We start from the raw sequence: 19,513 nt of genomic DNA on the forward strand, positions 1-19,513 counted from the left end.
ATGCTGATAATCAGTTGACTATCAGTCTTACCTCACAAGCACCCACACGAATTGCTTGATTCAGTTGTTAAAGAGCGTTTCGATCAAGTCTTTCGTCTCAACCGAGGCCGCGCATTCTACAGCAGCCCTTCTTACTGTCAAGCTGTTTTTCGAAATTTTCTTTTCTACTCAACCGCTTGCGCCTCCGATCCGATTCACTCTTCTCGTCAGCGGGAGGCGAATTCTACAGCGTTCAAACCCGCTGTCAACACCTCTTTTTCCACCTCATTCGCCAGAAGCGAACACTTCGAAGCAGAACCTTCCGACACCCTCACCATTCGCTTAACTCGTTGATTATCAAGGAGTTTTGCTTGGCAACTGCGCCGGAAGTGGTGCGCATTATAGGGATGCAAAAGCTGCCGTCAACAGTTACTTGAACTTTTTATTCGGCAACCAGCGAGACCCGCGCAAAGGACTTCTTTCCAGCCTGGAGAACATGGGTCGCACCCAGCTTGAAGATGAAGCCACGATCCACCACCTGACCGTCCACGCGCACACCACCAGAGCCCAGCAGGTCACGGGCGACTGCGGCGTTCTTCACCAGGCCCGCCTTATTAAGAACGGAAGCGATCGGCATGTCCTCGGCGGAAGGCACTTGAACTTCTGGCAGGTCGACCGGCAGCTCGCCTTCCTTCATGCGATTGCCCGCGGAACGGTGAGCGGTCGCCGCAGCCTCTTCGCCATGGAAACGCGCCACGATTTCCTCGGCCAGCTTGATCTTGATGTCACGCGGGTTGGCCCCCGCCTCGACATCACGCCTGAACTGCGCAATCTCATCCATGGAACGGAAGCTCAGCAGCTCGAAGTAACGCCACATCAGCTGATCGGGAATGGAGACCAGCTTGTTGTACATCACCCCCGGCGCTTCCTGGATACCCACGTAGTTGCCCAGAGACTTGGACATCTTCTTGACGCCATCCAGGCCTTCCAGCAACGGCATGGTCAGAATGCATTGGGACTCCTGCCCATAGGCGCGCTGCAACTCGCGCCCCATCAGCAGGTTGAATTTCTGGTCGGTGCCGCCCAGTTCGACGTCGGCACGCAGCGCCACGGAGTCGTAACCCTGCACCAACGGATAGAGGAACTCATGAATGGCAATGGGCTGATTGGTGCCATAGCGCTTGCTGAAGTCATCGCGCTCGAGCATGCGTGCAACGGTGTACTGGGATGCCAGGCGAATGAAGTCGGCCGGGCTCAGCTTGTCCATCCAAGTGGAGTTGAAGGCGACCTCGGTCTTGGCCGGGTCGAGTATCTTGAATACCTGGGCCTTGTAGGTCTCGGCGTTCTCCAGCACCTGCTCGCGAGTCAGCGGGGGGCGAGTGGCGCTCTTGCCACTTGGGTCGCCGATCATTCCGGTGAAGTCACCAATCAGGAAAATCACCTGATGCCCCAGTTCCTGGAACTGACGCAGCTTATTAATAAGCACGGTGTGGCCGAGGTGGAGATCCGGAGCGGTCGGGTCGAAGCCGGCCTTGATGCGCAGCGGCTGGCCACGCTTGAGCTTTTCCACCAGCTCGGACTCGACCAGGACCTCTTCCGCACCGCGCTTGATCAGCGCCAGCTGCTCTTCAACCGACTTCATGACAGGACTCGTTGACCATTGGATAGACAAAGGGGAACCAACCATACAAGATCGCGAACTAATTACAAGTTTTGCACCTGCCCCGATGCCAGTCAGCGGAAGGCACCAATCCAAGGTTGCCTAGGGCAGATTTTGATTATATTTTAGGCAGTTAGTTCACCTTCCAAAACAACACCACACGCCATGACGCAATCAGTACCCAAAGTGCCGCCGTATCCGAAGAGCCATTTGCTGGCTGCTAGCGGTGTGGCTGCGCTGCTCAGCCTGGCCCTGCTGGTGTTCCCGTCTCGCGAGGTCGAGGCGAAGAAGACCTACATCAACCTGGAGCTGGAGAACGGCTCCGAGATGGTGATCCAGGAGAAGGACGACCTTCGACCAGGATCAGTCACCGGGGATGAGGGTATCTCGCCATTCGCCAAGATCGAGAACCCAGCCGAGAACCAGAACAGCGCCGGAAAAGACGCGGACAAGAAGAAAGAAGAAACCACCGACCTCGCCACCACCCAGACGCCTGTCGATCCCAGCCTCAAGACTGTGACCGTGGGCAATGGCGATACTCTGTCTACCGTGTTCGCCAAGGTCGGCCTGTCCGCCAACGTTATGCACGACGTCCTCGCCAGCAGCAAGGACGCCAAGCAACTCGGCCGTCTCAAGGTTGGCCAGAGCTTCGAATTCAAGCTGACTCCCAGCGGTGAGCTCGAGAGGATCAGCACCAAGCTGAGCGGCCTCGAGAGCGTCCACCTGGAAAAATCCGCCAAGGGTTACGCTTTCAAGCGGGACATGATCAAGCCGGAACTTCGCTCGGCCTATGCCCGCGGCGTGATCGACAGCTCGCTGTTCCTCTCCGCCAAGCGCGCCGGCCTGTCCCATGACCTGACCATGGACCTGGCCAACATCTTCGGCTACGACATCGACTTCGCCCTCGACATCCGCGAAGGCGACGAGTTCGAGATGATCTACGAAGAGAAGGTGGTCGACGGCAAGAAGGTCGGCAGCGGGGAAATCCTCGCCGCGCGCTTCACCAACCGTGGCAAGACCTTCTCCGCGGTCCGCTACGTCGACAAGCAGGGCACCGCCACCTACCTCCGTGGTGACGGTACCGCCATGCGCAAGGCCTTCATCCGCACGCCGGTGGACTTCGCCCGCATCAGCTCGCGATTCTCCAATGGTCGCCGCCATCCGATCCTGAACAAGCTCCGCGCCCACAAGGGCGTCGACTACGCTGCTCCCCGCGGCACACCGATCAAGGCCACCGGCGACGGCAAGGTCCTCCTGGCCGGTCGTCGCGGCGGTTACGGCAATGCGGTGATCATCCAGCACGGGAGCAAGTACAAGACCCTGTACGGCCATATGCAGGGCTTCGCCAAGGGTATCCGTACCGGCGGCAGTGTGAAGCAGGGACAGATCATCGGCTACGTGGGCACCACCGGTCTATCCACCGGCCCGCACCTGCACTACGAGTTCCAGGTGAACGGCGTGCACGTCGACCCGCTTGGCGTGAAGCTGCCGATGGCCGACCCGCTGATGGCTGCAGAGAAGAAGCGCTTCCTGCAGATGACCAAGCCGTTGCTGGCGCGCATGGACCAGGAAAAGGCCACCATGCTGGCCCTGAACAAGCGCTGACCCATGCCGCGCTATCTGGGGGTGATGTCCGGGACCAGCCTTGATGGCCTGGACATCGCCCTGGTCGAACAGACCGACCGCGTCACCCTCCTCGACACCCATTACATTCCCATGCCCGCCTCGCTACGGGGCGACCTGCTGGCGCTCTGCGCGTCCGGTCCCGACGAGCTGGCGCGCGCCGCCCTGGCGGAAAATGGCTGGGTCGAACTGGCCGCCGCCGGCATCAATGCGCTGCTGGTACGCAACAACCTGGGGGCGAAGGATATCCGCGCCATCGGCAGCCACGGCCAGACCGTTCGCCACGAGCCGGCGCGCGGCTTCACCATCCAGATCGGCAATCCTGCCCTGCTGGCCGAGCTCACCGGCATCAGCGTGGTTGGCGACTTTCGCCGCCGCGATGTCGCTGCCGGGGGCCAGGGCGCGCCTCTGGTTCCAGCCTTCCACGAATCGCTGTTCGGCGACGCCAACAGCCATCGCGCCGTGCTCAATGTCGGTGGATTCAGCAATCTGAGCCTGATCGAGCCAGGCAAACCCGTGCACGGATTCGACTGCGGCCCGGGTAATGTCCTGCTCGACGCCTGGATTCACCTCCAGCGTGGCGAGAGCTACGACCGCAACGGTGACTGGGCCGCCAGCGGTACGCTGCAGCAGCGCCTGCTGGACACCCTGTTCGGCGACGCATTCTTCACCACCCGGGGGCCGAAGAGCACCGGTCGCGAGCTGTTCAACCTGAGCTGGCTGCAGTCCCATCTGGCACGCCTGCCGCTCTTCAAGCCCGTGGATGTGCAGGCCACCCTGCTGGAACTCACCGCCCGCAGCATCACCGAGGCGCTACGTGCGGCGCAGCCCAGGACTGATGACCTGCTGGTCTGCGGAGGTGGCGCTCACAATCGCCAGTTGATGCTGCGCCTGGCTGACTTGCTGCCTGGCACCCGCGTCTGCAGCACCGCCGAGTTCGGCGTGGACCCCGACTGGGTCGAGGCGATGGCCTTCGCCTGGCTCGCCCACTGCTGCCTGGAAGGCATTCCCACCAATCGCCCCAGTGTCACTGGCGCCAGGGGCCTGCGCATCCTCGGCGCGATCTATCCCGCCTGATGCACAAACGAAAACGCCGCGCCCAAGGGCACGGCGTTTCTCTGTACGAATGCGGGATCAGATCGAGAACGACTGGCCACAGCCGCAAGTGGTGGAGGCGTTGGGATTCTTGATCACGAAGCGCGATCCCTCCAGGCCTTCCTGGTAATCCACTTCAGCACCTGCCAGGTACTGGAAGCTCATCGGATCGACGACCAGGCTGACGCCGTCGCGCTCGACAATGGTGTCATCGTCCGCCACGTCCTCATCGAAGGTGAAGCCGTACTGGAAGCCCGAGCAGCCACCACCGGTGACGAAGACACGAAGCTTCAGGCGCGGATTGCCCTCTTCATCGATCAGGTTCTTCACCTTGCTGGCCGCACCTTCGGTGAACATCAGGGCTGAAGGGGTGAAGGTTTCGACGCTCATGCTGCAACTCTCCCGGCTCGACGCCGCCATACTGCGCTAAGGCGAGGCATTATCCGCTTACCCTAGAAAACTGGTCAACTATTAAGCGTTTCGACCCGTTCCATGGATCGAAGTGCCGCGCCGGTGGCCAGGCCACCGGCGCAGCGCACCATCAGGGCAGCAGGGCGGCGTGGGAAAGACCCAGGCGCTCCTCGAGGCCGAACATGATGTTGAGGTTCTGCACCGCCTGGCCGGATGCGCCCTTGACCAGGTTGTCGATCACCGACAGCACCACCACCAGGTCGCCGCCCTGGGGACGGTGCACGGCGATGCGGCAGACGTTGGCACCCCGCACGCTGCGGGTTTCCGGATGGCTGCCGGCCGGCATCACATCGACGAAGGGCTCATTGGCATAGCGCTTCTCGAACAGGGCCTGCAGGTCGACGCTCTTGTCCGCCACGTTGGCGTACAGGGTGGCATGGATACCGCGGATCATCGGGGTCAGGTGCGGCACGAAGGTCAGGCCAACGGGACCATTGGCGGCACGGCGCAATCCCTGGCTGATTTCCGGCAGGTGGCGGTGGCCCTTCACCGAGTACGCCATCATGCTTTCGCCGGCTTCACAGAACAGCGAACCCACCTTGGCACCACGGCCAGCGCCGCTGACGCCGGACTTGCAGTCGGCGATCAACTGGCTGGTGTCCGCCAGACCGGCCTCGAGCAGCGGGATGAAACCCAACTGGGTGGCGGTCGGGTAGCAACCGGGCACCGCAATCAGGCGCGCGCCCTTGATGGCCTCGCGGTTCACTTCCGGCAAGCCGTAAACGGCTTCCGGCAGCAGCGCAGGTGCACCGTGGGGCTGGCCGTACCATTTGGCCCATTCCTCGGCGTCCTGCAGGCGGAAGTCGGCGGAGAGGTCGATCACCCGGGTACCGGCATCCAGCAGTTCGCCGGCCAGGGCATGGGCGACACCGTGGGGCGTGGCGAAGAACACCACATCGCAGCCCCCCAGGGTGGCCACGTCCGGCACACTGAAGGCAAGATTGTCGTAATGTCCGCGCAGGTTCGGATACATATCGGCGACCTTCACTCCGGCCTCGGATCGCGAGGTGATTACCGCGACCTCCGCCTGCGGATGCTGAGCCAGCAGACGCAGCAGTTCGACACCGGTGTAGCCCGTGCCGCCGACGATTCCGACCTTGACCATCACTTGCCCCTCAAAGAACCGATTGGAAAGCTGCCGATGATAAGGCCGCATTGGCCAGGGGCCAACCGCCGAGGTGACGTGCGGCCGGTCGAGCCTCTACTATCGGGCCCATCTGCACTCTGGAAACCGTCCCCATGCTCTACTTGTGGCTCAAGGCCCTGCACATCATCGCCATCGTCTGCTGGTTCGCCGGCCTGTTCTACCTGCCACGACTCTTCGTCTACCACGCCATGGCCGAGGACGAAGCCAGCCGCGAGCGTTTCAAGGTCATGGAGCGCAAGCTCTACCGCGGCATCATGGGCCCCTCGATGATCGCCACCCTGGTGTTCGGCCTCTGGATGCTCTATCTCAATACCGGCTGGCTGAGCCAGGGCTGGCTGCATGCCAAGCTCACGCTGGTGGTGCTGCTGATCGGCTACCACCACGCCTGCGGCGGCTTGCTCAAGCGCTTCGCCCGCGGCGAGAACCGCCGCGGCCATGTGTTCTACCGCTGGTTCAACGAAGTTCCGGTGCTCTTTTTGGTCGCCATCGTGATCCTGGTGGTGGTCAAGCCCTTCTGACCTGACATGAGGAATGCCAGATGTCCCTGCCCGCCCTGCTCGATCAACGTCTGCGCCTGCCGGTCGTGGCGGCGCCGATGTTCCTGGTGTCCAACCCCAGGCTGGTCCTGGCCTGCTGCAATAGCGGCATCGTCGGCAGCTTTCCGGCACTGAACCAGCGAGAAAGCAGCGGTTTCCGCGCCTGGCTGGAAGAGATCGAGTCGGGCCTGGACGCGAATGCGGCCCCCTATGCGGTCAACCTCATCGTCCACCACAGCAATCCCCGTCTTCAGGCCGATGTGGCGATCTGTGTGGAAAAGCGTGTGCCCATCGTCATCACCAGCCTCGGCGCGGTGAAGGAAGTGGTGGACGCGGTGCACAGCTATGGCGGCCTGGTGTTCCATGACGTCACCACCCGCCGCCATGCCGAGAAAGCCGCGGAAGCGGGGGTGGATGGCCTGATCGCGGTTGCCGCTGGCGCCGGCGGCCATGCCGGTACCTGGAGCCCCTTCGCGTTGATCGCCGAGATCCGCCAGTTCTTCGACAAGACCCTGCTGCTGGCCGGCTGCCTCAACCACGGCCACGAGATCTTCGCCGCGCAGATGCTCGGTGCCGATCTGGCCTACCTCGGCACCCGCTTCATCGCCACCCAGCAGAGCGATGCGGAAACCCGCTACAAACAGATGATCCTCGACGCCCGCGCCGCCGACATCATCCACACTCCGGCGGTCTCCGGTGTACCTGCCAGCTTCATGCGGCAGAGCCTCGAGGCGGCCGGCTATGACCTCAAGCGCCTCATGGACAAGGCTGACATCAACTACGGCGAGAAGCTCAAGCCGGTCAGCGACGAGGCGAAGGCCTGGAAGACCGTGTGGTCCGCCGGCCAGGGCGTTGGCAATATCCGCGACCTGCCCACGGTGGCTGAACTGATCGCCCGCCTCGACCAGGAATACCGTGCCGCGCGCGACAAGGCCGGCCAGTTGGGGCAACGCTGGACTCGATGAAACCACGCCCCGGTTCAGGGCTGCTGCACCCGGCGCATCGGGCCAGAAGCCTGCGTATTTTGTGCGCCAAGCCGCTTGTACCCTGGGCCGGAGCGCAATTACGCTGTGCCATCATCTCTTTCTGTCGCCGACAAGGATGGCCGCATGACCGAAGCCCGCTACAAGATTGTCTTCGACGGTGAACCCATGCCCGGCGTGGCCCTGGAAACCGTCAAGGAGAACCTCGCCCGCCTGTTCAAGAGCGATACCGGCAAGATCGACAGCCTGTTTGGCGGGCGCAGCATCGCCCTCAAGCGCGACCTGCCGGAAGCCGAGGCGGACAAATACCTCGCCGCGCTTCAGCGCGCCGGCGCCAAGGTCCGCAAGGAGCACGAGGTGGCGGCCGGCCTCGGCCTGAGCACCACGGCCAACCACCCGGCAGCGAATCCCCCCGGAACCGCGATTGCCGTCGACACCATGCGCTGCCCGAAATGCGGCCATGAACAGCCCAAGGCTTCGGAGTGCCAGGCCTGCGGGATCATCATCGACAAGTATCTGGCTCGCCAGGCGCAACTGACCGAGGAAGCTGCGCAAGTGAAGGCGTCCATCACCAGCAGCGACAGCGCATCGCCCTATGCACCACCACAAGCGCAGGTGGGCGATCAGCTACCGGAATACGCCGAACTGAAAGTGCTCAGTGCCCAGGGACGCATCGGCCGCGTTCGTTATCTGGGCTGGAGCATGGCCCTGATGCTCGCTTTCCTGCCGCTGGGCGGTGTGATCCTCGGCAGCTTCACCCTGTCCAGCGCCCTGGCCGGCGTGCTGACGATGGCCGCCTGCGTGGCCATGGTGGTGATCAGCGTCTGCATCGGCGTCCAGCGCCTGCACGACATCGGCTGGTCAGGCTGGCTCTGGCTGCTGAACTTCGTCCCGGTGGTCGGCAGCGTGTTCGCCCTGCTGATGCTCTTCATGCCCGGAACAGCGGGCCCGAATCGCTACGGTCCGCCGCCGCCGCCGAACAGCCGCTCAGTGATAGTGCTGGCCTGGCTGGTCATCCTCGTGCCAATTATCGGTATAGTCGCCGCCGTTTCGATCCCGGCCTACCAGGACTATCTGATGCGCGCCCAGATGGGCGATGCCGCCAGCTTCGAGCAGCCGGCCGAAACTCCCGCCCTAGAAGGCGAATCCGCACAGTAAGCAAACTCCCCGGGGCCGGAGCTGTCCAACCCGGCCCCTCCACGGAGAACTCCCAGATGCCCCGTTATGCCTTGATCACCGGCGCCTCCAGCGGTATTGGCCTGGCCCTGGCGGAGGCCCTGGCACGACGTGGACGGCATCTGCTGCTGGTGGCCCGCCAGCGGGACGCACTGGAGAGCATCGCCTGCGAGCTTACCCAGCGTTTCGGCGTGGACGTGCTGTTTCGCTACTGCGACCTCACTGAGCCCTTGCAAGTCTCCGGCCTGCTGATGGACCTGGAGCAAGGGGAACTGGAGATCGACCTGCTGGTGAACAACGCCGGCCTCGGAACCTCCGGCTGCTTCGTCGACCAGGACTGGGGACGCGAGCAGGAGCTGATCGAAGTGAACATCCTCGTCCTCGCCCGGCTCTGCCACGGCATTGGGGGCCTGATGGCGCGCCAGGGTGGCGGGCAGATCCTCAATGTCGCCTCGCTGGCGGGATTCCAGCCCGGCGCCTGGATGAGCAATTACTACGCCAGCAAGGCGTATGTGCTGAGCTTCTCCGAAGGCTTGCGGGAAGAGCTACGCCCGCGCGGCGTGCAGGTCTCGGTACTCTGTCCCGGCCCGACCCGCACTGCGTTCTTCCGTGGCGCCCATCTGCGCGTCGAGAAACTGGACGGCAGCAAGCTGATGATGAGCCCCGAGGAAGTGGCGCTGGTAGCCGTCCGCGCCCTGGAAAGGAACCGCGCCATCATCATCCCCGGTTGGCGCAACCGGCTGGCCGCCCTCCTCCCTCGAGTGTTCCCGCGCTGGGCGGTGCGTCGTCTGCTGGGACACGTCATCCACCGCTTCGCCCAGCCCTGAGCGGGGTCAATCGGCCTTCACGCAGCGCCCGTTCGCCCAGGCGCGCAGGTTCGCCAGTGACTCGGCCATCAGCACCGAAAGCGGCGCCGTGCCCTTGAGTTCGTGCAGCAACAGCGCCTGGTCAGCCGGACATTGCCGGGCCTGGGCCGCGTAGAGCGTGGCCACCACTGCCTGCTCGATTTCGGCGCCGGAAAAACCATCGCTGGCAGCTACCAGCTGGTGCAACTCGAACTGCGCCGGGTCCAACTCGCGACGAGTCAGATGGATGCGAAATATCTCGGCACGGACCTCCGCTTGCGGCAGATCGACGAAGAACAATTCGTCGAAGCGCCCCTTGCGCAGCAGTTCCGGCGGCAGGCGGTCGATGGCATTGGCGGTGGCCACCATGAACACCGGCGCCTTGCGCTCAGCCATCCAGGTCAGCAGCGTACCCAGCACCCGCTGGCTGACGCCGCCGTCGTGGTCACCACTGGCCAGGCCCTTTTCCACCTCGTCCATCCAGAGCACGCAAGGCGCCATCTGCTCGGCCAGCGTCAAGGCCTCGCGCAGATTGCGCTCGGTCTCGCCGAAGAACTTGTTGTACAGGCAGGCGAAGTCCAGGCGCAGTAACGGCAGCCCCCAGAGTCCGGCGACCGCCTTCGCCGCCAGGCTCTTGCCACCGCCCTGCACCCCCACCAGCAGCACGCCCCGGGGTCGATCCACGCCCTTTTCATCCAATAGCGCCACCTGGCGGTCAGCCAGCCAGCGCTTGAGGTTGCCCAAGCCACCGACCTCGGCGAAGCGTGCCCTCTCGTGTTCGAAGCTGAGCACGCCCTCCAGGTCCAGCAGCTGGAACTTGGCCTTGTTCAGCTCCGGCAGGTCCTCCTGAGTGATGGCGCCGTCGTCACAAATCAGGTTGCGCGCCAGGGCGCGGGCCTCGCCGTGGCTCATGCCGCGCAGGTTCTTCACCACCTGCTGCAGGGTACGGTTGTCAGTCCGAACCCGGGACCCGCGATTGCGCTCGCTCCAGCGCGCCGCTTCCTCACGGACAATCCCGAGCAATTCATCCTCGCTCGGCAGTGCCAGATCGAAGCGCGCCGCGTAACGCTGGACTTCCGGCGGCAGCTTGAGGGCATGGGACACCAGCACCAGCGTAGGCTTGTGGTTGCCCTCGGCCATGGCGACTTCCTTGAGCAGCCGAACCACCTTGGGGTTGTCGCTGAGGTAGGGATGCAAGTCGCACATCACGTAGAGGTTGGGCTGCGGGTCGGCCTTGATCAGTTTGAGAGCTGCCTCCGGTTCGCGACTGTCATCCTCGCCCAGGCGCTCGCCACCAAACCCCAGGCGCTGCAATCCTTCGCTGACCGCCCAGGTGCACAAACCCAATCCACGCTTGACCGCCAGGCTGGTGAGGGTTTCCAGCACCCGCCGCTCGTCCCAGGATTCGATCAGGATCAGCTTGACCCTCGAGTCCAGCACCAGGCCGAGGTCGTGGATATCGTTCTTCACTGGGGGCTCCTTGTGAGGCTGACCGACGCTGGCCGGGGAAAATACACACCGCTAAACTCGGGGTTCTTATAACAGGCCGGAGAATTCCCGTGGACTGTCTGTTCTGCAAAATCGCTGCCGGGCAAATTCCCGCGCGCACGCTCTACGAGGACGATCAGGTCTTCGCCTTCCACGACATCGCTCCCCAGGCGCCAGTGCATTTTCTGGTGATCCCGAAGAAGCACGTGCCAACCCTCAATCACCTCACGGACGAGGACAAGGCGCTCACCGGCCACATGCTCCATACGGCCCAGCGGCTGGCCGCCGAGTTGGGCTGCGACGAGGGTTTCCGTGTGGTGATGAATTGCAACCACCAGGGTGGCCAGACCGTCTATCACATCCACATGCACGTGCTTGGCCAGCGGCAGATGCATTGGCCACCGGGCTGATCCGCTTCCCGGGGCCTGACTCCGGTCAAGCCTCGGTCATCCCCTTGCGGTAGAATGCCCGTCGGATTCCCACGGAGGTGCCGCATGGCCAGCGAACGTTCCTATTCCCCCGCCGACCGCCTGTTCCTGCAGGCCGATGCCGCGCTGCGGACCCTGCTGCCGTTCACCGGTCAGCCGTTCCGCCCGTCCCCCGCCGATGGCAAGCCCAATGCCGACCTCAACCCCGAAGACGCCCGCCACATCGCCGGACTGATGCGCATCAACCACACCGGCGAGGTGTGCGCCCAGGCCCTGTACCAGGGGCAGGCGCTGACGGCCAAGTTGCCCGAGGTACGCGCCGCCATGGAGCACGCCGCAGAGGAAGAGGTCGACCACCTGGCCTGGTGCGAGCAGCGCCTGCGCGAACTGGGTAGCCGCCCGAGCCTGCTGAACCCGATTTTCTATGGACTGTCCTTCGGAGTCGGGGCGGTGGCCGGCCTGGTCAGCGACCGGGTCAGCCTGGGCTTCGTCGCCGCCACCGAGGATCAGGTGTGCAAGCATCTCGACGAGCACCTGGAGCAGTTGCCGGCGGACGACGCCAGGTCCCGCGCCATCCTCGAGCAGATGCGCACGGACGAGGAGCAACATGCCACCAGTGCGCTGGAAGCCGGAGGCCTGCGCTTCCCCGCACCGGTGAAGTTCGGCATGACGCTGCTATCGAAGGTCATGACCAAGAGCACCTATCGAATCTGAATCCTGCGGATGAAAAAAGGGCGCCAATTGGCGCCCTTTCCGTTTACCGCGTCGAACAGCCTCAGTTGGGCATGTTGCGGGCGTAGAAGATTTCCAGCATCTCGTGGCGCACGCGCGCCTCGACTTCCTTGCGCTGCTCGACCGTCAGGTTGCGGGTCGCGTCGCCGAACAGGTAGTTGTCCAGGTCGAACTGCTTGAGCAGCATCTTGGTGTGGAACATGTTCTCCTGGTACACGTTGACGTCCGTCATCTGATAGGCGTCCTGGGTGTCGTCGGAGAGGTAGTTCTGGATCGAATTGATCTCGTGGTCGATGAAGTGCTTCCTGCCCTCCACGTCACGGGTGAAGCCGCGCACGCGGTAGTCCACGGTGACGATGTCCGAGTCGAACTGGTGGATCAGGTAGTTGAGCGCCTTCAGCGGGGAGATCACACCACAGGTGGAAACGTCGATGTCCACTCGGAAAGTGGCGATACCCGACACCGGATGGATTTCCGGGTAGGTGTGAACAGTGATGTGGCTCTTGTCGAGGTGCGCCAGGATGGTTTCCGGCAGCGGTCCGGGAGACTCTTCGATCTGGCTGTCGGTGGGCGTCACCGGCTGCTCGGAGATCAGGATGGTCACGCTCGCGCCCTGGGGATCGTAATCCTGGCGGGCAATGTTGAGGATGTTCGCACCGATGATGTCGACTACGTCGGTGAGGATCTGGGTCAGGCGCTCGGCGTCGTACTCTTCGTCGATGTACTGGACGTAGGCCTGCTGGTCCTCGGGGGTCTCGGCGTAGCAGATGTCATAGATGTTGAAGCTCAAGGTCTTCGTCAGGTTGTTGAACCCGTGGAGCTTGAGTTTGCTTTTCACCGTTGTGTGCTCTCTTGTGCGTGTGCGGCTCTGCCGCGTGGTTGAGCATGCCCGTCAGAAGCGCACGACACTCCTGCGTAGGACGGTTTACACCTCTTCGCGTTGGCGATTGTGGTCGTAGGTTCGGAGCCCGCGGCCCCGGAAACTGAAAGGGGGCGAATTATGCAGACGACGGGCGCCGTCTGCCAGAGTCTGCCGCGCAAAAATGATGGCCGGATGTCTTCATCCAGCCGGCCATCGGAAAACCGGGCTCAGGCGCCGAGTTCGACGATTTCGTAATCGTGGGTGATTTCCACGCCGGCGCGGCCGAGCATGATGGAGGCCGAGCAGTACTTCTCGGCAGACAGTTCCACCGCGCGCTTGACCTGGGCCTCCTTGAGGCCGCGACCCTTGACCACGAAGTGCACGTGGATCTTGGTGAAGACCTTGGGGTCCTCGCCAGCGCGCTCGGCTTCGAGGAAGGCTTCGCAGCTCTCCACCGGCTGGCGGGATTTCTTCAGGATGCTCACCACGTCGAAGTTGGTGCAGCCGCCGAGGCCGAGCAGCAGCATCTCCATGGGACGCACGCCCAGATTGCGGCCACCGCTCTCGGGCGGACCGTCCATCACCACGGCATGACCACTGCCGGATTCACCAAGGAACAGGGCTTCGCCCGCCCACTGGATGCGTGCTTTCATCGCCTAGGACTCCGCTCGGAAAAAGGTGCGGTAGCTTATCACAGCGCTTTTTCCATGCCGGGCCCGAAATAGTTCCTAACCAAGTGTCAGCTGCGTCGCAAAATCACGTTGTCGATTCAGGGGCCTCTGTTAAGCTGGCGCCGGATTACTGGCACACTGGGCCGGACAACAATTAGAAATTTGCCTGCTGCACAAAGGCTTACCTTTTCTTTTTCGGGACTCGGGCATGGTCGCAATTACCCTCACACCAAAAATAAAGAGCCTGGACAAGCTACTCGCGCATTGTCATCGCCGCCGTTACACGGCCAAGAGCACCATCATTTATGCGGGCGATCGCTGCGAAACCCTCTTCTTCATCATCAAGGGCTCCGTCACCATCCTGATCGAGGATGACGACGGTCGCGAGATGATCATCGCCTACCTCAATGCCGGGGACTTCTTCGGCGAGATGGGCCTGTTCGACAAGGAAGGCACCGAAAAGGAACGCAGCGCGTGGGTCCGCGCCAAGACTGAATGCGAAGTGGCGGAGCTGAGCTACGCCAAATTCCGTGAACTCACGCAACAGGATCCGGAGATCCTCTACGCCCTGGGCAGCCAGATGGCCGACCGCCTGCGCAATACCACGCGCAAGGTGGGCGACCTGGCCTTCCTCGACGTAACCGGCCGCGTGGCGCGCACCCTGCTGGACCTGTGCAAACAGCCGGACGCCATGACTCACCCGGACGGCATGCAGATCAAGATCACCCGCCAGGAAATCGGTCGCATCGTCGGTTGTTCGCGGGAGATGGTCGGCCGCGTACTGAAGAGCCTGGAGGAACAAGGCCTGGTACACGTAAAGGGAAAGACGATGGTGGTCTTCGGCACCCGCTGAAGCCACAGACGAAAAAGCCGGCGCAAGCCGGCTTTTTCATGCCCTCTGCAAAGACCCGGATCAGTCCGGATCGATACCCGCCACCACGCGGTTACGCTCGGGGAAGAACAGCCGGCTCAGCTCGGTGCCCGGTTCTTCGGCGCGCATGAAGGCCTCGCCCACCAGGAAGGCGTAGACGCCGCTGACCTCCATCAGCTCCACGTCGGCGCGATTGAGGATGCCGCTCTCGGTCACCACCAGACGGTCACGCGGAATGCGCGGCAGTAGGTCCAGGGTGGTTTCCAGGCTGACCTCGAAGGTGTGCAGGTTGCGGTTGTTGATACCGACCAGCGGGGTGTCCAGGCAGCTCAGCGCTCGATCCAGTTCCGCGCTGTCATGCACTTCCACCAGTACGTCGAGGCCGACGTCCTTGGCGGTGGCCGCCAGCTCCTTCATCCGTGCGTCTTCCAGCGCAGAAACGATCAGCAGGATGCAGTCGGCGCCAAGGGCTCGGGCCTCGACTACCTGGTAGGGGTCGATCAGGAAGTCCTTGCGAATCACCGGCAACGAGCAGGCGGCGCGGGCCTCCTGCAGGTAGGCATCGCTACCCTGGAAGAAGTCCACGTCGGTCAGCACCGACAGGCAGGCCGCACCGCCGGCCTCGTAGCTGCGGGCGATCTGTGCCGGCACGAAATTCTCACGCAGCACGCCCTTGCTCGGCGAAGCCTTTTTCACCTCGGCGATCACCGCCGGCTCGTGCCGCTCGGCACGCTCCAGCAGCGCCCGGGCGAAGCCGCGGGGAGCGTCGGCGGCGCGGGCCAGCGCCTCGACCTCGGCCAGGGACACCCGCGCACGGCGCTCGGCCACTTCCTCGGCCTTGCGCGCCAGGATCTTCTCAAGAACGGTAGGGATGCTCACGCTTCATTCTCCACTCGGAACACCGCGGTAAAGGAGGCCAGCTCGTCCAGTTTCTCGCGGGCTAGGCCAGTGTGCAGGGCGTCCTGCGCCAGGCGCACACCTTCTTTCAGGCTGGAAGCGAGGTCGGCGGCATAGAGCGCCGCGCCGGCGTTCAGCACGATCATGTCGGCGGCCTTCTGGCCGTTTTCGGTCTTGCGCTTGCCGAGGGCGTCGCGGATCAGCTCCAGGGATTCCTGGGGGCTGCCCACGGTGAGGCCGATCAGGCTCTGGCTCTTGATGCCGAAGTCCTCGGGCTGGATCTGGTACTCGGTCACTTCGCCGTTCTTCAGTTCGGCGACATGGGTGGGCGCAGCCAGGCTCACCTCATCCAGGCCGTCCTTCGAATGCACGACCAGGATGTGCTCGCTGCCCAGGCGCTTGAGCACCTCAGCCAGCGGGCGGCACAGCGCCTGGCTGAACACGCCGACCACCTGGTGCTTGACACCCGCCGGGTTCGTCAGCGGACCGAGCATGTTGAACAGGGTACGCAGGCCCAGTTCGCGGCGCGGGCCGGCAGCGTACTTCATGGCCTTGTGATGGACCTGGGCGAACATGAAGCCAACGCCGATGCTCTCGATGCAGCGGGCCACCTGTTCGGGCTTGAGGTCAAGGTAAATGCCGGCGGCTTCCAGTACGTCGGCGCTGCCGGTCTTGCCGGACACCGCGCGGTTGCCGTGCTTGGCCACCTTGCCGCCCGCCGCGGCGACCACAAAGGTGGCGGCGGAAGAGACGTTGAAGATGTTGGCGCCATCGCCGCCGGTGCCCACTACGTCGACCACATGGTCGAGGCTGGAGAGCTCCACTCGGGTGGCCAGCTCACGCATGACCGCGACGGCACCGACGATCTCTTCGATCGTCTCGCTCTTCATGCGCATGCCCATGAGGAATGCGCCGATCTGCGCGTCGGTGCACTGGCCGGTCATGATCAGGCGCATGACGTCCTGCATCTCTTCGGTGGTCAGGTCCAGCTGGTTGACCACCCGGTTCAGGGCTTCCTTGATGTCCATCAGCGCACTCCGCCGGTCTGCTTGAGGAAGTTGGCCAGCAGTTCGTGGCCCTGTTCGGTAAGGATGGACTCCGGATGGAACTGCACACCCTCGATATTCAGCGTCTTGTGGCGCAGCCCCATGATCTCGTCCACCGAACCGTCTTCATGCTGGGTCCAGGCGGTGACTTCCAGTTCGTCGGGCAGGGTGTCCAGCTTCACCACCAGGGAGTGGTAGCGGGTGACGGTGAGCGGGTGGTTCAGGCCTTCGAACACGCCCTGGTCCTTGTGGAATACCGGGCTGGTCTTGCCATGCATGGCCTGGCGCGCACGCACCACGTCGCCACCGAAGGCCTGGCCGATGCTCTGGTGACCCAGGCAGACGCCGAGAATCGGCAGCTTGCCCGCGAAGTGGCGGATCACCTCCAGCGACACGCCGGCTTCATTGGGCGTGCAGGGGCCGGGGGAAACCACGATGCGTTCCGGGTTCAGCGCCTCGATCTCGGCGACGGACAGCTCGTCGTTGCGGATCACGTGCACATCCGCGCCCAGCTCGCCGAGGTACTGCACCACGTTGTAGGTAAAAGAGTCGTAGTTATCGATCATCAGCAGCATGGTGCAATCCTCAAGCGTCGGTCTTGGCGGTCTGTTCGGCGAGGGCCACGGCACGGAACATGGCGCGGCGCTTGTTCAGCGTCTCTTCCCACTCCAGTGCCGGGACCGAGTCGGCGACGATGCCGGCGCCGGCCTGTACATGCAGTTCGCCGTCCTTGATGACCGCCGTGCGGATTGCGATGGCCGTGTCCATGTTGCCGTTCCAGGCCAGGTAGCCCACGGCGCCGCCGTAGACGCCACGCTTGACCGGTTCGAGCTGGTCGATGATCTCCATGGCGCGGATCTTCGGCGCGCCGGAGAGGGTGCCGGCCGGCAGGATGGCACGCAGCGCCGCCATGGCGGAGACGCCTTCCTTGAGCTGGCCGGTGACGTTGGAAACGATGTGCATCACGTTGGAGTAGCGCTCGATCACCATCTTCTCGGTGACCTTGACCGAGCCGGTGCTGGAGACGCGGCCGACATCGTTGCGGCCGAGGTCGATCAGCATCAGGTGTTCGGCCAGTTCCTTGGCGTCGGAGAGCAGGTCCTCTTCCAGCGCCCGATCGGCTTCCTCGGTGGCACCGCGCGGGCGGGTGCCGGCGATGGGGCGCACGGTGACCAGACCGTCCTCGACCCGTACCAGCACCTCCGGCGAACTGCCCACCACGTGGAAGTCGCCGAAGTTGAAGAAGTACATGTAGGGGGTGGGGTTGAAGCAGCGCAGCGCGCGGTAGAGATCGATGGGCGCGGCCTTGAAGGGGATCGACATGCGCTGGGAGATCACCACCTGCATGCAATCGCCAGCCAGGATGTATTCCTTGATCTCCCGCACCGCCTGCTCGTAGTCCTCGCGGGTGAAACTGGAGCGGAAGTCCGGCTCGCCACCCACCGGCAGGCTCGGGTCGACACCGAGGCGCGGCACCACCGTCTGGCGCAGCTTCTGACGCAGCAGGGCCAGGCGGGCCTGGCCCTGCTCGAAGGCATCGGGCTGGCTCGGGTCGACCAGGACGATGGCGTGCAGCTTGCCCGCCAGGTTGTCGAACACGATCACCGCGTCGGAGACCATCAGCAGGATGTCCGGGGTCCCCAGCGGGTCCGGGTTCGGGCAGTTGGCCAGGCGCTTCTCGACATAACGCACGCAGTCGTAGCCGAAGTAGCCCACCAGGCCGCCATTGAAGCGCGGCAGGCCGGCGATGGGCGCCACCTGGTAGCGCTCCTTGAAGTCCTCGACGAAGGCCAGCGGGTCTTCGCAATCGTGGCTTTCCACCTCGACGTCATCGACGCTGACGCTGACCGCGGGGCCATGGGCACGCAGCACGGTGCGGCTCTGCAGGCCGATGATGGAGTAACGGCCCCACTTCTCACCGCCCTGCACGGACTCCAGCAGATAGGAGTACGGGGTATCGGCGAGCTTCAGGTAGAGGGACAGGGGGGTGTCGAAATCCGCCAGGGTTTCGAATGCAAGCGGGATGCGGTTGTAGCCTTCGGCGGCCAAACGCAGGAATTCTTCGCGGGTCATGATCAGCCTCGTGGGCGGGGAGCCCCTCGGGGGCTCCTGGAGATGAAGACGTCGGTGTGCAAGCGCGCCGGAGTATCCGGCCAGAATGAATTAGGCGCGCCAGCGCCAACGGGCGACGGCCTTGATGATCTTCATTCCGGCTCGTTCGAGCCAATGCTTGTAGGGAACCACCACGTTTCTGTCTCGTTGAGGCGGATTGACGGAGGAGTCCGGCGACATTAGCGCAGTGCCGTGAGCGGCGCAACCGCCGGGGAGCAGCTCACGCAGGTCATCCACCACCAGGGCCGGTTCCTCTTCGTCGATGGGCCGGCCGTGGTTGTAACCGTAGCTCAGGGCCACGCATTTCACCCCGGCAGCCTTGGCGGCGAGCACGTCGTTGCGCGAGTCGCCGACAAACAGCGCGTCGCTACGGCTGACCCCGGTCATGTGCATCACATGGAGCAGCGCGGCCGGGTCGGGCTTCTGCTGAGGCAGGGTGTCGCCGCCGATGATCAGCGTGAAATAGCGGCCCAGCTTCATCTCGTCCAACAGGGGAGCGACAAAGCGCTCCGGTTTGTTGGTGACCAGCGCCAGCTCCACACCCTGCTTCTTCAGCCACTTCAGGGTTTCCGCCACCCCCGGGTAGACGGTGGTCAGCGCGTGGCTCTCGGCGTAGGCCTCCATGAACAGTTCCAGGCCGCGCTCGGCGTCGCTGTCATGCACCGCGGAGTGGTCGATATCGCTTGCCAGCGCTCGGCGCACAAGCACCCGGGCGCCATTGCCGACCCATTCACGGACCCGCTCGACACCCGCCGCCGGGCGCCCGAGGGCGATCAGCATGCGATCGACGGCGGCCGCCAGGTCCGGCACCGAATCCACCAGGGTGCCATCCAGGTCGAACATCACCAGGCGCGGCAGGTGCCCGTCGAACAGCCGCTGCAAGGCACTCAT

The 19,513-nt window shown here is 63.7% G+C and carries 19 protein-coding genes and 1 pseudogene; 9 read left to right on the forward strand and 11 right to left on the reverse strand.

What is annotated here, in order from left to right; translation table 11 throughout:
- Nucleotides 1-421: 421 nt before the first annotated feature.
- The gene (gene tyrS, locus ACFW0H_RS19520) at nucleotides 422-1,621 is read right to left on the reverse strand and encodes a tyrosine--tRNA ligase (RefSeq protein ID WP_422915514.1); all 1,200 of its coding nucleotides are present in this window, start codon (nucleotides 1,619-1,621) and stop codon (nucleotides 422-424) included.
- Nucleotides 1,622-1,804: 183 nt separating this feature from the next.
- On the opposite strand from tyrS, the gene ACFW0H_RS19525 reads away from it, so the two are divergent.
- Both ACFW0H_RS19525 and ACFW0H_RS19530 read left to right on the forward strand, forming a co-directional pair.
- Nucleotides 1,805-3,244: a peptidoglycan DD-metalloendopeptidase family protein gene (locus ACFW0H_RS19525; RefSeq protein WP_422915515.1), complete on the forward strand. Its 1,440-nt coding sequence runs from the start codon at nucleotides 1,805-1,807 to the stop codon at nucleotides 3,242-3,244.
- Between the two features lie 3 nt (nucleotides 3,245-3,247).
- Nucleotides 3,248-4,339 carry an anhydro-N-acetylmuramic acid kinase gene (locus tag ACFW0H_RS19530; RefSeq protein ID WP_422915516.1) on the forward strand — a complete coding sequence of 364 codons (1,092 nt, stop codon included), beginning with the start codon at nucleotides 3,248-3,250 and terminating at the stop codon, nucleotides 4,337-4,339.
- A gap of 57 nt (nucleotides 4,340-4,396) precedes the next feature.
- Here the strand turns inward: ACFW0H_RS19530 and erpA are convergent, their stop codons facing one another.
- Together erpA and argC are read right to left on the reverse strand one after the other, a co-directional pair.
- Nucleotides 4,397-4,747, reverse strand: coding sequence for an iron-sulfur cluster insertion protein ErpA (erpA, locus tag ACFW0H_RS19535; protein ID WP_003450681.1), 351 nt, complete (start codon nucleotides 4,745-4,747; stop codon nucleotides 4,397-4,399).
- Between the two features lie 151 nt (nucleotides 4,748-4,898).
- Complete coding sequence (gene argC, locus ACFW0H_RS19540) at nucleotides 4,899-5,933, reverse strand: N-acetyl-gamma-glutamyl-phosphate reductase (protein WP_422915517.1); 1,035 nt, start codon at nucleotides 5,931-5,933, stop codon at nucleotides 4,899-4,901.
- 134 nt (nucleotides 5,934-6,067) lie between these two features.
- On the opposite strand from argC, the gene hemJ reads away from it, so the two are divergent.
- The 4 genes and pseudogenes from hemJ to ACFW0H_RS19560 form a co-directional block, all read left to right on the forward strand.
- Nucleotides 6,068-6,493 carry a protoporphyrinogen oxidase HemJ gene (gene hemJ, locus ACFW0H_RS19545; protein ID WP_422915518.1) on the forward strand — a complete coding sequence of 142 codons (426 nt, stop codon included), beginning with the start codon at nucleotides 6,068-6,070 and terminating at the stop codon, nucleotides 6,491-6,493.
- A 20-nt stretch (nucleotides 6,494-6,513) separates the two neighbouring features.
- Complete coding sequence (locus tag ACFW0H_RS19550; RefSeq protein WP_422915519.1) at nucleotides 6,514-7,476, forward strand: NAD(P)H-dependent flavin oxidoreductase; 963 nt, start codon at nucleotides 6,514-6,516, stop codon at nucleotides 7,474-7,476.
- Between the two features lie 144 nt (nucleotides 7,477-7,620).
- Nucleotides 7,621-8,652 (forward strand): DUF805 domain-containing protein, encoded by a 1,032-nt coding sequence (locus ACFW0H_RS19555; protein WP_422915520.1) that lies wholly within the window; start codon nucleotides 7,621-7,623, stop codon nucleotides 8,650-8,652.
- A gap of 56 nt (nucleotides 8,653-8,708) precedes the next feature.
- Nucleotides 8,709-9,504 (forward strand): annotated as a pseudogene (locus ACFW0H_RS19560) (SDR family NAD(P)-dependent oxidoreductase); the annotation flags it as partial.
- Here ACFW0H_RS19560 and ACFW0H_RS19565 read toward each other — a convergent pair.
- Nucleotides 9,504-10,985: an AAA family ATPase gene (locus tag ACFW0H_RS19565; protein WP_422915521.1), complete on the reverse strand. Its 1,482-nt coding sequence runs from the start codon at nucleotides 10,983-10,985 to the stop codon at nucleotides 9,504-9,506. The pseudogene ACFW0H_RS19560 and the gene ACFW0H_RS19565 overlap by 1 nt on opposite strands.
- An 89-nt stretch (nucleotides 10,986-11,074) precedes the next feature.
- Between ACFW0H_RS19565 and ACFW0H_RS19570 the strand changes: the two genes are divergently transcribed.
- Both ACFW0H_RS19570 and coq7 read left to right on the forward strand, forming a co-directional pair.
- A complete protein-coding gene (locus tag ACFW0H_RS19570) occupies nucleotides 11,075-11,413 on the forward strand; it encodes a histidine triad nucleotide-binding protein (RefSeq protein WP_422915522.1) in 339 nt (112 codons plus the stop codon).
- An 84-nt stretch (nucleotides 11,414-11,497) separates the two neighbouring features.
- Complete coding sequence (gene coq7, locus ACFW0H_RS19575; protein WP_422915523.1) at nucleotides 11,498-12,145, forward strand: 2-polyprenyl-3-methyl-6-methoxy-1,4-benzoquinone monooxygenase; 648 nt, start codon at nucleotides 11,498-11,500, stop codon at nucleotides 12,143-12,145.
- Nucleotides 12,146-12,206: 61 nt separating this feature from the next.
- Here coq7 and speD read toward each other — a convergent pair whose 3' ends face one another.
- Both speD and ACFW0H_RS19585 read right to left on the reverse strand, forming a co-directional pair.
- A complete protein-coding gene (speD, locus tag ACFW0H_RS19580) occupies nucleotides 12,207-13,001 on the reverse strand; it encodes an adenosylmethionine decarboxylase (protein WP_422915524.1) in 795 nt (264 codons plus the stop codon).
- A 251-nt stretch (nucleotides 13,002-13,252) separates the two neighbouring features.
- The gene (locus ACFW0H_RS19585; protein ID WP_422915525.1) at nucleotides 13,253-13,678 is read right to left on the reverse strand and encodes an OsmC family protein; all 426 of its coding nucleotides are present in this window, start codon (nucleotides 13,676-13,678) and stop codon (nucleotides 13,253-13,255) included.
- A gap of 226 nt (nucleotides 13,679-13,904) precedes the next feature.
- Between ACFW0H_RS19585 and crp the strand changes: the two genes are divergently transcribed.
- Nucleotides 13,905-14,549, forward strand: a complete 645-nt coding sequence (gene crp / locus ACFW0H_RS19590; RefSeq protein ID WP_377696703.1) for a cAMP-activated global transcriptional regulator CRP — start codon at nucleotides 13,905-13,907, stop codon at nucleotides 14,547-14,549.
- A gap of 60 nt (nucleotides 14,550-14,609) precedes the next feature.
- Here the strand turns inward: crp and trpC are convergent, their stop codons facing one another.
- From trpC to ACFW0H_RS19615, 5 genes are all read right to left on the reverse strand, one after another.
- Nucleotides 14,610-15,446, reverse strand: coding sequence for an indole-3-glycerol phosphate synthase TrpC (gene trpC / locus ACFW0H_RS19595; protein WP_422915526.1), 837 nt, complete (start codon nucleotides 15,444-15,446; stop codon nucleotides 14,610-14,612).
- The gene (gene trpD, locus ACFW0H_RS19600; RefSeq protein WP_422915527.1) at nucleotides 15,443-16,492 is read right to left on the reverse strand and encodes an anthranilate phosphoribosyltransferase; all 1,050 of its coding nucleotides are present in this window, start codon (nucleotides 16,490-16,492) and stop codon (nucleotides 15,443-15,445) included. The genes trpC and trpD overlap by 4 nt, the downstream gene beginning before the upstream one ends.
- Nucleotides 16,492-17,085, reverse strand: coding sequence for an aminodeoxychorismate/anthranilate synthase component II (locus ACFW0H_RS19605; protein WP_422915528.1), 594 nt, complete (start codon nucleotides 17,083-17,085; stop codon nucleotides 16,492-16,494). Before ACFW0H_RS19605 ends, trpD begins: the two co-directional genes overlap by 1 nt.
- A gap of 10 nt (nucleotides 17,086-17,095) precedes the next feature.
- Complete coding sequence (trpE, locus tag ACFW0H_RS19610; protein ID WP_422915529.1) at nucleotides 17,096-18,583, reverse strand: anthranilate synthase component I; 1,488 nt, start codon at nucleotides 18,581-18,583, stop codon at nucleotides 17,096-17,098.
- A 90-nt stretch (nucleotides 18,584-18,673) separates the two neighbouring features.
- The gene (locus tag ACFW0H_RS19615) at nucleotides 18,674-19,513 is read right to left on the reverse strand and encodes a phosphoglycolate phosphatase (RefSeq protein ID WP_422915530.1); all 840 of its coding nucleotides are present in this window, start codon (nucleotides 19,511-19,513) and stop codon (nucleotides 18,674-18,676) included.

The sequence above is a fragment of the Metapseudomonas cellulosilytica genome, assembly GCF_049334135.1.
Lineage (GTDB): Bacteria > Pseudomonadota > Gammaproteobacteria > Pseudomonadales > Pseudomonadaceae > Metapseudomonas.

What these genes read in the sequence shown, in the direction of transcription:
- argC (WP_422915517.1), bottom strand. Translation starts at nt 5,933, where the DNA reads ATGGTCAAGGTCGGAATCGTCGGCGGCACGGGCTACACCGGTGTCGAA.
- coq7 (WP_422915523.1), top strand. Translation starts at nt 11,498, where the DNA reads ATGGCCAGCGAACGTTCCTATTCCCCCGCCGACCGCCTGTTCCTGCAG.
- ACFW0H_RS19605 (WP_422915528.1), bottom strand. Translation starts at nt 17,085, where the DNA reads ATGCTGCTGATGATCGATAACTACGACTCTTTTACCTACAACGTGGTG.
- ACFW0H_RS19550 (WP_422915519.1), top strand. Translation starts at nt 6,514, where the DNA reads ATGTCCCTGCCCGCCCTGCTCGATCAACGTCTGCGCCTGCCGGTCGTG.
- trpE (WP_422915529.1), bottom strand. Translation starts at nt 18,583, where the DNA reads ATGACCCGCGAAGAATTCCTGCGTTTGGCCGCCGAAGGCTACAACCGC.
- tyrS (WP_422915514.1), bottom strand. Translation starts at nt 1,621, where the DNA reads ATGAAGTCGGTTGAAGAGCAGCTGGCGCTGATCAAGCGCGGTGCGGAA.
- ACFW0H_RS19555 (WP_422915520.1), top strand. Translation starts at nt 7,621, where the DNA reads ATGACCGAAGCCCGCTACAAGATTGTCTTCGACGGTGAACCCATGCCC.
- hemJ (WP_422915518.1), top strand. Translation starts at nt 6,068, where the DNA reads ATGCTCTACTTGTGGCTCAAGGCCCTGCACATCATCGCCATCGTCTGC.
- ACFW0H_RS19530 (WP_422915516.1), top strand. Translation starts at nt 3,248, where the DNA reads ATGCCGCGCTATCTGGGGGTGATGTCCGGGACCAGCCTTGATGGCCTG.
- ACFW0H_RS19585 (WP_422915525.1), bottom strand. Translation starts at nt 13,678, where the DNA reads ATGAAAGCACGCATCCAGTGGGCGGGCGAAGCCCTGTTCCTTGGTGAA.
- ACFW0H_RS19615 (WP_422915530.1), bottom strand. Translation starts at nt 19,513, where the DNA reads ATGAGTGCCTTGCAGCGGCTGTTCGACGGGCACCTGCCGCGCCTGGTG.
- erpA (WP_003450681.1), bottom strand. Translation starts at nt 4,747, where the DNA reads ATGAGCGTCGAAACCTTCACCCCTTCAGCCCTGATGTTCACCGAAGGT.
- crp (WP_377696703.1), top strand. Translation starts at nt 13,905, where the DNA reads ATGGTCGCAATTACCCTCACACCAAAAATAAAGAGCCTGGACAAGCTA.
- trpD (WP_422915527.1), bottom strand. Translation starts at nt 16,492, where the DNA reads ATGGACATCAAGGAAGCCCTGAACCGGGTGGTCAACCAGCTGGACCTG.
- ACFW0H_RS19525 (WP_422915515.1), top strand. Translation starts at nt 1,805, where the DNA reads ATGACGCAATCAGTACCCAAAGTGCCGCCGTATCCGAAGAGCCATTTG.